The organism is Acidithiobacillus sp. TH-A35, from assembly GCF_057473505.1.
In genome coordinates this window covers 1-14,065 of the sequence record NZ_JBYCKR010000131.1, presented here as the reverse complement: position 1 = coordinate 14,065, position 14,065 = coordinate 1, and the positions used below count along the sequence as shown (strand labels likewise).

The 14,065-nt window shown below is 60.8% G+C and carries 13 protein-coding genes; 8 read left to right on the top strand and 5 right to left on the bottom strand.

All coding sequences use genetic code 11. The features are described 5' to 3' along the window. Positions 1–350: 350 nt before the first annotated feature. From AC2VNK_RS04665 to AC2VNK_RS04655, 3 genes are all read left to right on the top strand, one after another. Complete coding sequence (locus tag AC2VNK_RS04665; protein ID WP_486883000.1) at positions 351–3,053, top strand: bifunctional diguanylate cyclase/phosphodiesterase; 2,703 nt, start codon at positions 351–353, stop codon at positions 3,051–3,053. Positions 3,054–3,125: 72 nt separating this feature from the next. Continuing rightward, positions 3,126–3,470: an EAL domain-containing protein gene (locus tag AC2VNK_RS04660; RefSeq protein ID WP_486882999.1), complete on the top strand. Its 345-nt coding sequence runs from the start codon at positions 3,126–3,128 to the stop codon at positions 3,468–3,470. Further along, positions 3,373–4,221, top strand: coding sequence for a CZB domain-containing protein (locus AC2VNK_RS04655; RefSeq protein ID WP_486882998.1), 849 nt, complete (start codon positions 3,373–3,375; stop codon positions 4,219–4,221). The genes AC2VNK_RS04660 and AC2VNK_RS04655 overlap by 98 nt, the downstream gene beginning before the upstream one ends. On the opposite strand, the gene hflD is transcribed toward AC2VNK_RS04655, so the two are convergent. The 5 genes from hflD to gluQRS are packed head-to-tail and all read right to left on the bottom strand — an operon-like array spanning position 4,214 to position 9,947. Then, positions 4,214–4,876: a high frequency lysogenization protein HflD gene (gene hflD / locus AC2VNK_RS04650; protein WP_291521504.1), complete on the bottom strand. Its 663-nt coding sequence runs from the start codon at positions 4,874–4,876 to the stop codon at positions 4,214–4,216. The genes AC2VNK_RS04655 and hflD overlap by 8 nt on opposite strands. A gap of 40 nt (positions 4,877–4,916) precedes the next feature. Continuing rightward, entirely contained in the window at positions 4,917–7,517 is a 2,601-nt protein-coding gene (gene glnD / locus AC2VNK_RS04645) for a [protein-PII] uridylyltransferase (protein ID WP_486882997.1), read from the bottom strand. Positions 7,518–7,519: 2 nt separating this feature from the next. Beyond that, positions 7,520–8,329: a type I methionyl aminopeptidase gene (map, locus tag AC2VNK_RS04640; protein ID WP_486882996.1), complete on the bottom strand. Its 810-nt coding sequence runs from the start codon at positions 8,327–8,329 to the stop codon at positions 7,520–7,522. 18 nt (positions 8,330–8,347) lie between these two features. Next, a complete protein-coding gene (gene sfsA / locus AC2VNK_RS04635) occupies positions 8,348–9,046 on the bottom strand; it encodes a DNA/RNA nuclease SfsA (RefSeq protein WP_486882995.1) in 699 nt (232 codons plus the stop codon). Positions 9,047–9,056: 10 nt separating this feature from the next. After that, a complete protein-coding gene (gene gluQRS / locus AC2VNK_RS04630) occupies positions 9,057–9,947 on the bottom strand; it encodes a tRNA glutamyl-Q(34) synthetase GluQRS (RefSeq protein ID WP_486882994.1) in 891 nt (296 codons plus the stop codon). Positions 9,948–10,008: 61 nt separating this feature from the next. On the opposite strand from gluQRS, the gene thiL reads away from it, so the two are divergent. The 5 genes from thiL (at position 10,009) to AC2VNK_RS04605 (ending at position 14,054) form a co-directional block, all read left to right on the top strand. Then, positions 10,009–11,031: a thiamine-phosphate kinase gene (gene thiL / locus AC2VNK_RS04625; RefSeq protein WP_486882993.1), complete on the top strand. Its 1,023-nt coding sequence runs from the start codon at positions 10,009–10,011 to the stop codon at positions 11,029–11,031. After that, complete coding sequence (locus tag AC2VNK_RS04620) at positions 11,021–11,509, top strand: phosphatidylglycerophosphatase A family protein (RefSeq protein WP_486882992.1); 489 nt, start codon at positions 11,021–11,023, stop codon at positions 11,507–11,509. Before thiL ends, AC2VNK_RS04620 begins: the two co-directional genes overlap by 11 nt. After that, complete coding sequence (locus AC2VNK_RS04615; protein WP_486882991.1) at positions 11,506–12,363, top strand: CinA family protein; 858 nt, start codon at positions 11,506–11,508, stop codon at positions 12,361–12,363. Before AC2VNK_RS04620 ends, AC2VNK_RS04615 begins: the two co-directional genes overlap by 4 nt. A 200-nt stretch (positions 12,364–12,563) precedes the next feature. Continuing rightward, positions 12,564–13,601 (top strand): recombinase RecA, encoded by a 1,038-nt coding sequence (gene recA, locus AC2VNK_RS04610; RefSeq protein ID WP_486882990.1) that lies wholly within the window; start codon positions 12,564–12,566, stop codon positions 13,599–13,601. Next, positions 13,602–14,054 (top strand): regulatory protein RecX, encoded by a 453-nt coding sequence (locus AC2VNK_RS04605; RefSeq protein ID WP_486882989.1) that lies wholly within the window; start codon positions 13,602–13,604, stop codon positions 14,052–14,054. Positions 14,055–14,065 lie beyond the last annotated feature (11 nt).

Below are 14,065 nucleotides of genomic sequence, written 5' to 3'. Positions count from 1 at the left end.
TGTCCCTACCGAATAATGGGAGTTTTTTACTGCGGGGGGCTGCCAATTCGCCAAAAACAACTATATGATCAAAAGATAAGCTATATACCTGCAAGGCAAGGTACTGTGGGGGTGGCTCGGTCAGGGCGATGGTCATGCCACGGGCATTCATTCGAATTTCTAGATCGCTTTCAAAAGGCGCATTATGCCACCACGCAGCGAATTTGAGGTCAATGAATGGGAGCTGGTGGGATGCAGAAATCCCGTTCTAGGTGCTGCATGATGCGACCGAGACGATCTTGCAGCGGCAGTTCGGCTTGTAGAGGTCACCTGGATGTTGGGGGCTCATGAATCTTGGGTTGAGGTGGCCATTGTGTAGCCAGCATAGCCTTGCCGCAAAAATGGGCCGGATTGCCTTCCTGGGTTTTCTCCCGGTTGCCCTGCTGCTGGGCTGGGATATTTATACCCATTACCAGCAGGCCTACACGGACGCGACCCAAAAACAGTTGCACAACGGCAAAATGGCGGGTGAACGTCTACAGGCCGGTTTCCGTGCTGCACAGGCCTTTCTCAAGGGCCTCGCGCTGGAGCCCAAAGTGCGCGATGGAAGCCCCGCCGTCTGTAGCGATTACCTCGCACGGATGACCGCGCCTTTTGTCTTTCGTTACACCCTGTTGGCGCGTAGCGACCGGCGCGGCATCGTGGATTGCGCTTCTACCGGTCCGCAGTCGATGACGGTTGGGCTCACGCCCAATATTCGCGACGCCTTGCAAGGACACTTTGGGATTGGGACGGTGCGCAAGGGTCCGCTAAGCAGTCAGTGGATCATCCCGCTCTCCTATCCGCTGCGCGACGCCGCAGAACACATTATGGGAACCGTCAATACGGGGCTGCGCGTCAGTTGGCTCATAGCACAGATCAAGTCTGTACAAACTCGGCAGAGGGAACGCTTCTGGCTGTTACGCGGCCAGCAGATCATCCTGGCGGATCCCGCATTGGCGCCGTTACCGTCTTGCAAAGGCGGTCTGCCCCTCTCTGGCACCATGAAGATCTGCCGCGACCCCCAAGGGGAACGACATCTGCTGACGGTCGCAGATGTCTCCACGGGACCAGGGGCAAAACTCGAAATTGTGATGGCCGAACCTCTGCGTCAGGTACTGGCTGGTGCCAACACCCGCGCATGGATGGGCGCCATCGCCGGCGCCGCCATCTTGTTCTTCTCCTGGCTCCTCAGCACAGGGTTCGCCCGGCGCAGCCTCTACCGTCCCTTGCAAAGGATTCAGGATTTCGTGGAACGTCTGAGCACGGGACACTACGCGGATCGGCTCCCGCCAGATTTTCTCGCCCAAGCCGAACGCAACGACATCATCCGCCTGGGCGCCCGGATCAACACCCTGGCACTCAACCTGGACGATTCCCGGCAACAATTGCAGAGGGACCACGACCAGATGGCGCAGATGGCCATGCAGGATGCCCTCACCGGACTGCCTAATCGCCGCGCCCTGGATGCCGAGATCGAAAAGGCCATGGCCCGCGCCACCCGTCGCCACACCTTGCTCGCGGTCTGCATGCTCGATCTGGATGCCTTCAAACCGGTCAACGACACCTACGGCCATGATGCCGGAGATCAGGCATTGTGCAACATCGCGCAACGGTTGGGAGAGGCCCTGCGCAAAACCGATTTTTTGGGGAGAATCGGCGGGGATGAGTTTGTCCTCGTCCTCGAAGACGCTCAATCCATCGACGATTTGTTACCCATTTTCGACAAGATCGCCGAACGCATGACGCAACCCATTGCCCTGTCCGCCAACACCAGCGTCCACGTTGGCATCAGCATGGGTGTCGCCATTTATGCTCTGGAAGACGAGGGTAGCCCGGATGCGCTCCTGCGCTATGCCGATCACGCCCTCTACGAAAGCAAGGCGCACAAGGCTGACCGCACCCGCTACTGGGCCTTGTATGGTGAAGACTTCCCGCAGTGCCAGAACCGTTACCGGTACCTGTTGCAGCAGGAAGCCGTGGAGGTGCATTACCAGCCTATCCTCGATAGCCGCCAGAACCGGATTGTCGGTGTCGAGGCGCTGGCCCGTCTGCGAGAAGGGGATCATCTGCTGCAACCTGCAGAGTTTCTGCCCCATCTGGCCAGCGAAGACCTCTATCACCTGTGTGCCCAGGTACTCCGCGCGATCCTCCGCGACTTGCCGGAACTGGAAGCAGACGGGCACACCTTATGGGTCTCTTTCAATGTCGATCCCCGCTCGTCCTTTAATGCGCACTGTCGTGATGACCTGCGCGAGCAGATCGTGCAAAGCGGCATCGACCCCCGGCGCCTGCACCTGGAGATTCTGGAGGGCAGTGATTTCCTGGAACGTAAATCCGCAGTGAATCTCCTGCAGTCCATTCGTGACCTCGGTGTTTGTCTCGCCCTGGACGACATCGGCAGTGCCTACACCTCGCTACTGCGGCTAAAGGAATTGCCGGTGGACGAGTTCAAGCTCGATTATGGGTTCGTTCACAGCCTGGAAGAACGGCCGGAAGACCTGGCCTTCGCGTTGATCATCAAAGATCTGGCCGCAGAACTGGACCTGGACCTGGTTGTGGAAGGGGTTGAAACTGCTGCCGTTCAGGATGCTATGACGGTGCTCGGTGCCGAGCTTCTGCAGGGCTATGCCATTGCCAGACCCTTGTCTATCGCCGCATTGCACAGCTTTCTGGCAGGTTTCTCCGCCGCTCCGCACCAGGGCCCCGAAACTATACTCGGCTTGTACGCCGAACACATGCTGCACCACAAGTTCTGGCTGCAGATCCTCGCCCATGATCCAGACATGGTCGATGCGCAGCGTCTGGGGGACCCGCAGCGCTGCAGCTTCCAGAGGGCTTTGGAGCAGATGGGCTATGGCGAAGGGAGTGAACTGGATGTCCTGCACCGGGAATACCATCGCATTCTGGGAATCATCGCCCGCAGAACCATGCACGATATCGATCTGCACGGCCTGGTTGCTGCCAGTAATGCCCTGCGCAAAGCATTGGGTGAGAAATGGCAGCGAGTGAGACTTGGCGGCAATATTCTATGAGCCCACTGTATGGTGCCACCTTGGCCAAAAGCATCCAAACACCGGCTCCGGATGCCATATTGACCGGGATGGATGGCATACCGGATGATACGCATCATGACTGATCAGAACCCCCGCCAGGAACACCTTCCCGGTTTCCCTAGGCTACGGGAGCATGATTCCCAGGTCATCACTCGCTATCGTAATAGCGCGCGCATGCGCCATGTTATGGAGGGGGCGCTAAGAAAAAGACACCTGGTACTTCATTATCAACCGATTGTAAGCAGCGCAGGAGAGGTTCTGGGGGGTGAAGCATTGATCCGCATCCAGGATCCGGAACGTGGATTGCTTAGCCCTGCAGATTTCTATGCGGCGCTCGACCATATCAGCGCCGCTATACGACATGGTACAGGCACAGGAACGGCTAGGTGCCTGTAACCGGATAGGTGTACGCGTGGCGCTGGATGATTTCGGTACCGGTAATGCTTCCTTGACTTACCTGCAACAGCTCCCGACTCAATCGGTCAAACTAGATCAGAGCTTTGTCCGCGACATGGTGGATGATCCCAAAGATCTGGCCATCGTAACCGCAGTCATTACTGCCAGCCGCATGCTGGGCCTTGATGTCATTGCCGAAGGAGTGGAAACGACTGCACACGCGAGGCTCCTGACCAGGATAGGATGCAGTCATTTGCAAGGCTATTTGTTCTCCCGACCAGTCCCTGCCGAAGATATTCCAGACTGGATAGCACATTTCCGATCCATCCCGGCGGGTCGGGAAAACATACCTTCTGTCGATATCCTGCCCACTATCCTGGAAGGGCACGCGCTACGGACTGAAAAGTTTTTGATGGGCATGGGTGAGCACATGGCGTTACCTGAGCACATTCTGGAGGACGATGCCGCCGACCTCTGTCATTTGGGGCGATGGCTCAGAGGGGATGGTATGATTTATTACGGTCAGCAACCAGAATTTAGCGGAATCCTGGCGCGCCACGAGCGCATTCATAGGATTGCCAGGACGGCTAAAGCGCTTCTGGATGCCGGGAACCACGCAGAGGTCATTCATTTGGGGGATGTGTTGGAAATGGAAAATCGCCTGATGATCGGGGAGATCAACGAGCTAGTCCGGGAAAGACATATGCCTTCTGTCGACTATTCGAGGCGGTCGGGCACCAGCTTCAAGTAAGCTGAGGATGGGTGGCGAGCAGTTCTTCCGCTTCCTGACAGAGTCCGCGTCGCTCGAGAATGGTGCCGGGCAGATGGCCGCCCGCCTGCCGCCACAGGACGGCCGCACGGATGCCGCTGAGGAGGAGGGTGCGGATGCGTGCGGCATCGTCGGGATCGCTCAGGAAACGGCTTTCTCCGCTGACAATGATGCGCGGGCGGAGTGTACCGATGGCCTCGGTGTAGGTTTGGGCGAGCCCGGCAATGATGCTGCGCTGCGTCGGATCAGCAAAGTGGGTGACCTGGCGTTGGGCCTGCTCAATACCCTCCTGGACGCGCCGGGTGGCCGATGGATTTTTGCGGAGACGCCTGCCGAGGGTGACCAGCGCCATGCTGTAGCGTAATAGCTCGGCCTCCTGGGCGTTGCCAGGGCCGCGCCGCAGCAGGGGGCAGAGCAGGGCCAGGGGTTGACGCAGACTGTCGATATCGCCCAAGGCACGCAGGCTATCCTGGCTGTCTAGCGCGAGAACACTCTGTATGCAGGTCTGCAGCAGTTCTCCGGGCTGTGACCCATTACGCGCGATATTTTGCACCAGCAGGGCGCTGCGCAGGACACCGGCAAGGGCCAGGGCACGGTCACGCCGCCGCCGGGCGTCAGGAAGAAGGAATGACCACATGGGTTTACGCCTGTCGTAGGAGGAGGGGGCAATTCATTGTTTAAGCGGCTTCGCCATTCAAAATGTCATCCAAGGCCTGAATCAGCGTTTTGGCCTGAGTTTCGGTCAGTTTGCACCCCCGCTCGTTAAGGATGAAAAAGGTATCTTCCACCCGTTCACCAAAAGTGGAGACTTTTGCGCCGTGGATGTTGAGCCGCAATGCGCACAGCGTCTCACCGACCTGATAAAGCAGGCCGAGATGGTCCGCAGCGCGGACTTCCAGCAGGGTATAGCGGAGCAAGGCGCCGTTGTCTACCCGGATCTCGGCGGGAACATGGGCAAAAAAACGGTGACGTGGATCGCGATGGCGCAATCCGAAGCGGGGTTTGCTCACTGCCTCCCCTTCAATAATCGCGCGGAGTTCGTTACCCAGATCGGCATGGGCTTCGGCACTATGGGCGAAGGCATGGCTGTTGTCGATGACCAGAAAGGTGTCGATGGCGCGCCCGTCCTCGCTGGTATCGATCCGGGCGTCGATAATGTTCAGAGACTGACGATCAAGCGCGCCGGTAATCTGCTGAAAAAGCCCCGGCCGGTCTGAACCGTAAATCAGGATTTCGCTGCCCTCGGGCGCACGAGGGCGCACCGCGACCAGCGGTTTACGGTTTTTGTGGGCCAGTATTTCCTGACAATGCCAGAGCAGTTCGTCCTCTGTGTAACGCAGGAAATAAGGGCCAGAAAGATGTTGCCAGAGTGCGCGCGCTCGCGGCTGGTCCGTACCGGCGATTCTCTCTAACACCGCTTGCTGTTTGTCGGCGACGATCTGCGGAAGGTCTCGGGTTTGGCGCTCCTCCCGCTGGAGTTCGCTCGCTGTCGCCCGGTACAATGTGCTGAGCAGTAATCCCTTCCAGTCATTCCAGAGTTCCGGATTGGTGGCATGCATATCGGCGACGGTGAGGAGCAGAAGATAGGCAAGATGCCGTTCGTCCTGGACCAGATGGGCAAAATCGCGGATGACCTGCGGGTCTTCGAGGTCACGCCGCTGGGAGACGCTGGACATTTGCAGGTGTTGTTCCACCAGCCAGACGATCAGTTCCGTATCGCGGGGCGACAACCGCAAACGCCGGGCAAAATGCCGGGCTTCCTGCGCGCCGATTTTGGAGTGATCGCCGCCACGGCCTTTGCCGATATCGTGGAAGAGGCCGGCCAGCACCAGTAACTCCGGTTTTTCGACCTGCTCCCGGGCAGCGTTGGCAACGGGCATCTGCGGCGTCTCGTTGGTCCAGATCTGACCGATGTTGCGGAGCAAAAAGAGGGTGTGCTGATCAACGGTATACACATGGAAGAGGTCGTGCTGGATGCGTCCGGTAATGCGTCCGAAAGCGGGGAGTATGCGCGCCAAAAGGCCACATTGCTGCATCATTTTGAGGCTGCGATAGGCGCCGTCGGGCTGGGCGAAAATGGCGAGAAGTTCCTCCTGCGCAATGGGATCACGATCCAGATCCCGCGGGTGAATGGCGTTCCGCAAGGCATATAGGTGGCGTTGGGTCTGGGCGTCGAGGGTGCTTCGTCGGGGGTCTTCCGCCAGGCTGCGGAACAGCCTCAGGATATGTCGGAGCAACTGCGAATCATCGCGGCGCAGCGTGGGCATGGGGAGGGCGACGCGCCGGTCGGCGGCCATGGGTGCTGTCGTGCCTGCGGCCAGGCGCTGCGCGATATTCTCCTGCGCAATGGCGGCGATGCGCAGAATGTCGGCGAAGGCGCGATAGAGCTTTTGCATCAGTTGTTCGACGGCACTGCGTCCGGGCCGATCGGCGTAACCCATTTGCCGCGCCAGGGGCACCTGCAAGTCGAGGCGCAGACGGTCTTCGTGGCGTCCGGTGGCGTAGTGCAGGGCGATCCGCAGGCGCGAGAGCAGGGCCTGGGCGCGCAGGAGCTGGCGGTATTCCTCGCTGGTGATGATATCCTCATCGCGCAGCCGGTGCAGGCTGCCCTCCCCAAAAACACTGGCCGCGAGCCATTGCAGGTGATGGATATCGCGCAGCGCACCGGGACCCTCTTTGAGGTTGGGTTCGAGATGAAAGGCGGTATTGCTGCAGCGGGTGTGGCGGTTTTCCCGCTCCGCCAGTTTGGCGGCGAAAAAAAGCGGGGGCGGCCAGGGGGGATTTTCCTGCAACGCGTCGCTCAGTTGTTGCAATAATGGGCGCGATCCGGCCAGATAACGGGATTCCAGTAGAGTGGTTGCAACACCCAGATCCTGACGCGCTTCCTGCAAACATTCCTCCACGCCCCGAACGCTATGCCCTACCTGCATTTGCAGGTCCCAGAGCTTGGTCAGGAAGGCTTCGATGAAGTGCTTTTGTAGCGCGGTCAGGTCGCTGCTGGGGGTCAGGATCAACAGGTCAATATCAGAGCCGGGAAAGAGCGTGCCGCGCCCGTATCCGCCTACGGCTACCAGGGTGAGATGGTCGGCGGCTGACGCGTCTGTGCCCGATGGCGTCTGCCAGAGCTTGCGCAGGGTGCTGTCCATCGAGCGGCAGCGCTGGCGGAGCAAGGTGCTGCTGCTCTGCTGTGGTGAAAAGGCGGCTTGCAGGGATCCCTGATCCTCACGCAACGCCGCATGGGGTGCGAGCGTCCGGGTTTGCGCGGCGCGGCTCGTCATTCTTAAATGGGGTCGCCAGGCAATTGGGTCAGTATTTCGTAACCATCGTCGGTGACCAGAATGGTGTGCTCCCACTGGGCGGAGGCACTGTGATCCTTGGTGACGATGGTCCAGCCGTCGGGCAGGGCCTTGATATGGCGTTTGCCGGCATTGACCATGGGCTCGATGGTGAAGGTCATGCCCGCCACCAATTCAATGCCTTCGCCGGGATTGCCATAGTGCAATACCTGCGGCTCGTCGTGGAATTTGCGGCCAATCCCATGCCCACAGAATTCCCGCACGATGGAACAGTGCTGCGCCTCGGCGTAGACCTGGATGGCATGGCCGATATCGCCCAGGGTCGCGCCGGGCCGCACCTGCTGAATGCCGCGCACCATGGCTTCATGGGCCACTTCCATTACTCGCCGCGACCGCAACGGTACCTCGCCGACAGCGAACATCTTGCTGCTGTCACCGTGATAGCCCTCCTTTATGACGGTGACGTCAATGTTCAGCATGTCGCCATCCCTGATGGCGCGGTCGCCGGGAATGCCATGGCAGATCACGTGGTTGAGGGAGATGCAGACAGATTTCGGAAAGGGTGGATATTCCGGGCTGGGCTGATAGTTGAGCGGTGCCGGAATGCCTTGCAGATCATTGACGATGTAGTCGTGGCAGATGCGGTCCAGTTCACCGGTGGTGACGCCGGCTTTGACATGGGGGCCGATCATCTTCAGCACCATGGCGGTGAGCTGCCCGGCCACCCGCATTTTTTCGACCTCTTCTGCGGTCTTGATGCTGCCCTGTGGTGATTTTTTGCTGCGCTGTAACATGCTGTTCTCCTGAAGCGGCTAAAAGAAAAGCGGTTCCGCCGCGCTTACGGTCATTTTATCAGGACTGACGCGGGTCCGGTAGGCCAGAATTTCCACACCGTCGATGCGTGCCCGGCGTAGAGCCTTGCCATAGGCGGGATCAATGGCGTCTGCGGGTGCAAAACCCCGGCCGTCTTCCCGGCCGACCAGAAAAAACATCACCGCCCGCCCGCCGCTGCGGACCACCTCCGTCAATGCCCCCAGATGGCGCAAGGCGCGGCTGCTGACCGCATCGGGGAAGAGGATGATGCCGTCATCCTCCAGCAGCGTGCAGGATTTGACCTCCACATAACAGGGTGGCTGGCCTTCGGAGCTGAGCAGGATGTCCACGCGTTCATGATGGCCATAGGGCACTTCGCGGCGCAGTTGTGTGTAGTATTGCAAGGCGGGTATGTCGCCCGCGGTGATGGCCTCGGCAACTATGGCATTGGGGCGTTGGGTGTTGACGCAGACCCAACTGGCGCCGCTCCAGTAGAGTTCCCAGGTCCAGGGCAGTTTGCGTTTGGGATTGTCGCTGAGGGAGATCAGGATGGGCTGACCGGGTTCGGCGCAACTGCGCATGCTCCCGGAGTTGGGGCAGTGTACGGTGATGATCTCGCCGCTGGCCAGTGTGCAGTCGGCAAGAAAGCGTTTGTAGCGGCGGATCAGGGTGGCGGGGGTGAGGGGCGGCAGGTTCATGGGGCTCAGCCTAACGCCGCCTGCTGGTACAGGCCAGTGGCGCAGTGCCATAAAGAGGCTGCCCCACAGCCATCCGTGTGCATGCCCAGTCGCGCCACTCCAGCGCAGAAGCCCCGTGCAGCCCGGCAGGCGTTGTCCAACCCAGTAGCCGCAACGTCTCCTCCCAGGCCTGACTGGGGTTGCCCGTCCACGCGGGGCTGTCGGCACTTTTGGACAGCTTGCGTCCATCCGCATCGCAGAGCAGGGGCAGGTGCCCATATTGGGGATGGGGCAGGTTCAGGGTACTTTGCAGATAGCGTTGCACCGCGGTGAGCGCAAGCAGATCACCGCCGCGAATCACTTCGCTGACACCGTGCTCACCGTCATCCACGACACAGGCCAGGATATAGGCAAAGTAGCCGTCGGCACGCAGCAGGACGGGGTCATATTGTGGTGCGGGCGATGGTTGCCAGCCATGGAAACGATCCTCCCAGGGCGGTAAATGGTCGGGCACCCGCAGGCGCCAGGAGCGGGTCTGCCGTCCGGGTGCCAGACCCGACCGGCAAGTGCCCGGATAATGTTCGCCGAAGTCCCGGATTTCCTGCCGGGTGCAGGCACAGGGGTAGACCATGCTCTGTGCCTGCAAAGCCACCAGCGCTTCCCGGTAGACCGCCTTACGGGAGGACTGGGTCTGCACCGGTCCGTCCCAGTCCAGCGCCAGGGCCTCCAGTTGCCGGAGAATGGTGTCGGCAGCACCCGGACGCACGCGGCCCTCATCCACATCCTCCAGGCGCAGCAGCCAGCGCCCGCCCTGGCTGCGGGCACTGAGATAACTGCCAATGGCGGCAATGAGTGATCCTGCATGGAGTGGGCCGCTGGGGGAGGGCGCAAAGCGTCCGGTGACGGTGGGGGTGCTGGGCATGGCTTCCTTCAGGTGATGTCCTTGCTATAGTAGCGCAAGGATCGGCAAAAACGGAGTGAATATGGCGGGCGGAGAGTTTGCGCTCATCGAACAGTTACGGAGCCGTCTGGGCACGGAAAGCAGGGGTGTGCGGCTCGGTATCGGTGATGACGCCGCCTGGCTGGACCCCGCGGGTCGGCAACTGGTGGCGACAATGGATACCCTGGTTGCCGGTCGCCACTTTTTCCCCGATGTCAGCCCGGAAGACCTCGCCTGGAAAGCCCTTGCGGTGAATCTCAGCGACCTGGCCGCCATGGGTGCGGAGGCGCGCTGGTGCCTGCTCAGTCTGGCCCTGCCACAGCGGGCGGAAGGCTATGGGGAGTGGCTGGCAGCATTCGCAACGGGCTGGAGTGCACTTGCCGACCGCCACGGCGTTGCCCTGGCCGGCGGCGATACGGTGGCTACAGATGGGCCGCTGACCCTCTCCGTAACCGCATTGGGGCTTACCGGCCATGGGGTGATGCGCCGTGATGCGGCACGGCCCGGAGACGTCATTTGGGTCACTGGCAGTCTCGGGGACGCGGCCGCAGCCCTGGACCTGGCTTTTGTGGAGCGCGGCCACGACGGGCAGGCCTTTCCCTGCTCAGCACCACAGTGGGACGCATTGGAGGCCCGTCGGCTGCGTCCCACGCCCCGTCTCGAATTCGGCATGACGGCGCTGACAGTGGGCGTGCTTTGTGCCGTGGATTGTTCCGATGGCTTTCTGGCCGACCTTGGCCATATCCTGAAAGCTTCGGGTGTCCGGGCGCAGGTCGCCCTGGATGCGCTGCCTTTGAGCCCGGAACTCGCGGATCTGGCGCGGACCGACCCGGAACGCCTGCAACGCTGGCCCCTCACCGGCGGTGATGATTATGAACTGATCCTCTGTGCCGCTCCTGCCTTGTCGATGGCACTGCAGGAGGCCGCCCGGACACTTGCCCTCCGCCTGACGGCGGTGGGCAGCATCCTGCCTGCGGCCGCCGATGCCCGGACCGCGGTCGCTCTGACCTGGCGGGATGAGCCGCTGCCGCTGCCTTCCACCTGGGGGCATGTCCATGCACTCTAGACCCTGGTATCAGTGGCTGGCATTGGGCGGCGGCAGCGGCCTGTTGCCCATCCTGCCCGGCACCATGGGCACTATCGCTGCTATTCCCCTGTATCTGCTGCTGGTCCTCGTGGTGCAGAATAATGTGGTTTATACGCTGGTGTTGGTGACGATGATCGCTCTGGGGCCGTGGCTCTGCGGGCAGACCGCGCGGGAGATGCAAAATGGCGGTAGTGGCAAACGGGTGCTGGATCCCCCGGCTATCGTCTGGGATGAATGGGCGGGCCTGCTGCTCACCCTCTGGCTGGTGCCTTTCGGCTGGTGGACGCTGCTCGTCGGGTTCCTGCTCTTCCGCTTTTTTGACATGCTCAAACCCTGGCCGATTTCCTGGTTGGATAAACATATTCATGGAGGCACGGGTATTATGCTCGATGATGTCGCTGCAGCGATCCCGGCACTGATTCTTCTGCGACTGATGCTGTGGGCGGGCTGGCTATGACGAATACCCGTCCTACGGAGTCCTTGCAGATATTTCTGCCCATGCGTCCCGCGGCCCTGCCCGATGCCCAGCGTCTGGCGGCCTGGGCCAGCCGGGCCAGGATAGATGTCCGGGTGGAACTCGTCGCCACATTGCCCGATTGTTCCGCCACGGCGGTGGCCATTGGCGAGTTTGCGAACGCCGCGGGCTGGATAAAATCATCATGCCGCACCCATCTGCCGGCCGGTGACTGGGCCGCGTTGCGTGATTGGGCAAGCGCACATATGCCCGTTTGCGACGTGCCTTTGAGCCTTTTCAACGATAACGGCACCACGCCGGAAGTTTTGCCGGGCGAGTATTGGGTCGAGGCCGGAACACCGTGCGCCATATCGCTGCACATGGCACCGCCAGAATGGTCCTTACTCCGGCATGCCCGTGCGCGGGACACCCGACTCGCCCTGGCGGAGTCTTGTACCGGCGGTGATCTGGCCGCGCGGATCACCGCCCTGCCAGGCTCCTCGGCGCTGCTGCGCCACGGGTTTGTCACCTACAGTAATGCCGCGAAAATTCAGTTGCTAAAGGTGCAGGAAGCGACCCTCGCGCGGGTCGGGGCCGTAGCGGAGGATACCGCCCTGGAAATGCTCGCGGGTGCACTGCACGAAGCGGACATCGCCGCGGCTATCACCGGCATCGCCGGGCCGGGAGGTGCCGTGCCCGGCAAGCCGGTGGGCACCGTCTGTATTGCCTGGGGCGCGCGGGGCGCGGAACCGCAGGTGAGAACCTGTCACTTTCACGGAGACCGTTGGTCGGTGCAGTATGCCGCGGGTTCGGTAGCTTTGGGCGGGTTATTGGGATTATTGCGCGGGGCTGGTTGAACGGCGGCCACCGTGCCGGACAAGAATTATGCCGCAGTTGCTTTCAGTCGTTTGCCCCGCCCGCCAGCTCAGGTAGAATGCCGGAAAAGGTTGTTCCGATGACTCCCGCAGTACCGGATCATCAGGCCCTGCCGCGCGCCACTACAACATGGTGTTTTGCAAGGATGGGTTAACCCTCAATTCAGGAGAAGGAAAGCATTATGGACGAACAGCGTAGCAAGGCCCTTTCGGCGGCCCTCTCACAGATTGACAAGCAATTTGGTAAAGGCGCCATCATGCGTCTCGGTGATCATAATGCCATCAAGGACATTGAGGTCTACTCCACCGGTTCGCTGGGGTTGGACCTTGCTCTCGGTGTCGGTGGCCTGCCACGGGGCCGGGTGGTAGAGATTTACGGACCGGAATCTTCCGGTAAAACGACCCTTACCCTGCACGCCATAGCCAGTTGTCAGGCTGCAGGGGGTACGGCGGCTTTCATTGATGCCGAACATGCTCTGGACCCCAGTTATGCCCATAAGCTCGGCGTCGATCTGGAAAACCTCCTGATCTCCCAGCCGGATACCGGCGAGCAGGCGCTGGAAATCGCCGATATGCTGGTGCGCTCAGGGGCAGTCGACCTGATTGTTATCGACTCCGTGGCTGCACTGACCCCCAAAGCGGAAATCGAAGGCGACATGGGCGACTCCCACGTCGGCTTGCAGGCGCGTCTGATGAGTCAGGCGTTGCGCAAGCTCACCGCCAATATCTCCCGGACCAACACCCTGGTCATTTTCATCAACCAGATTCGTATGAAAATCGGGGTGATGTATGGCAGCCCGGAAACTACCACCGGTGGTAACGCCCTCAAATTCTACGCCTCCGTGCGTCTCGATATCCGCCGCATCGGCGCGATCAAAAAGAGCGACGAAGTGGTAGGTAACGATACCCGCGTCAAGGTGGTCAAGAATAAGGTCGCACCGCCTTTCCGCGAAGCCGAATTTGCCATCTACTACGGCGAAGGCATCTCCCGCATGTCCGAGCTGGTGGACCTCGGCGTGAAGTTCGACATCGTCGAAAAAAGCGGCGCCTGGTACAGCTATCAGGGAGAACGTATCGGCCAGGGCAAGGATAACGCCCGCCAGTATCTCAAGGAACATCCGGAGTTGGCGGTCAATATCGAGCAACGGATACGGGCAGCGGCAGCAGGACATCCCCTGGCCTTTGCCGAAGACGTGGTAGAGCCCGCAGCGGTCGGGTAGTTGACGGCAGAACGCGGCGATCCCACTGCGCTGGCGCTGCGGTGGCTGGCGCGCCGGGAGTATGGACGTCTGGAGCTGCGTGACAAACTGCTCCGTGCGGGATGTGACGCAGGGGACGTGGCGTCGGCGCTGGATGCACTCGTCGCTGCCGGTTATCAGGATGATGCGCGTTATGCGGAAATGCTTACCCGTACCCGCGTGCGTCAGGGGCACGGGCCGTTGCGCTTGCGTCAGGACTTGCAGCAGGCGGGGGTCGAAGCTACCGCAGATCCCGAGATTAACTGGCTGGTGCAGGCGCAGGCGGTTTGTCAGAAGCGTTTTGGCGATACAGTGCCAACAGATGCCAAAGATTATGCCCGGCGCGCCCGTTTTCTGGCAGGACGGGGATTTACCGGAGAGACGATTCGCCGGGTGTTGGCCGCCGGCAGAGAAAGGGATTTCTCTGCGGATTGACAGCGGCTGAG

What these genes read in the sequence shown, in the direction of transcription:
- glnD (WP_486882997.1), bottom strand. Translation starts at nt 7,517, where the DNA reads ATGACGAGCCGCGCCGCGCAAACCCGGACGCTCGCACCCCATGCGGCG.
- recA (WP_486882990.1), top strand. Translation starts at nt 12,564, where the DNA reads ATGGACGAACAGCGTAGCAAGGCCCTTTCGGCGGCCCTCTCACAGATT.
- map (WP_486882996.1), bottom strand. Translation starts at nt 8,329, where the DNA reads ATGTTACAGCGCAGCAAAAAATCACCACAGGGCAGCATCAAGACCGCA.
- gluQRS (WP_486882994.1), bottom strand. Translation starts at nt 9,947, where the DNA reads ATGCCCAGCACCCCCACCGTCACCGGACGCTTTGCGCCCTCCCCCAGC.
- AC2VNK_RS04620 (WP_486882992.1), top strand. Translation starts at nt 11,021, where the DNA reads ATGCACTCTAGACCCTGGTATCAGTGGCTGGCATTGGGCGGCGGCAGC.
- AC2VNK_RS04660 (WP_486882999.1), top strand. Translation starts at nt 3,126, where the DNA reads ATGGCATACCGGATGATACGCATCATGACTGATCAGAACCCCCGCCAG.
- hflD (WP_291521504.1), bottom strand. Translation starts at nt 4,876, where the DNA reads ATGTGGTCATTCCTTCTTCCTGACGCCCGGCGGCGGCGTGACCGTGCC.
- thiL (WP_486882993.1), top strand. Translation starts at nt 10,009, where the DNA reads ATGGCGGGCGGAGAGTTTGCGCTCATCGAACAGTTACGGAGCCGTCTG.
- AC2VNK_RS04615 (WP_486882991.1), top strand. Translation starts at nt 11,506, where the DNA reads ATGACGAATACCCGTCCTACGGAGTCCTTGCAGATATTTCTGCCCATG.
- sfsA (WP_486882995.1), bottom strand. Translation starts at nt 9,046, where the DNA reads ATGAACCTGCCGCCCCTCACCCCCGCCACCCTGATCCGCCGCTACAAA.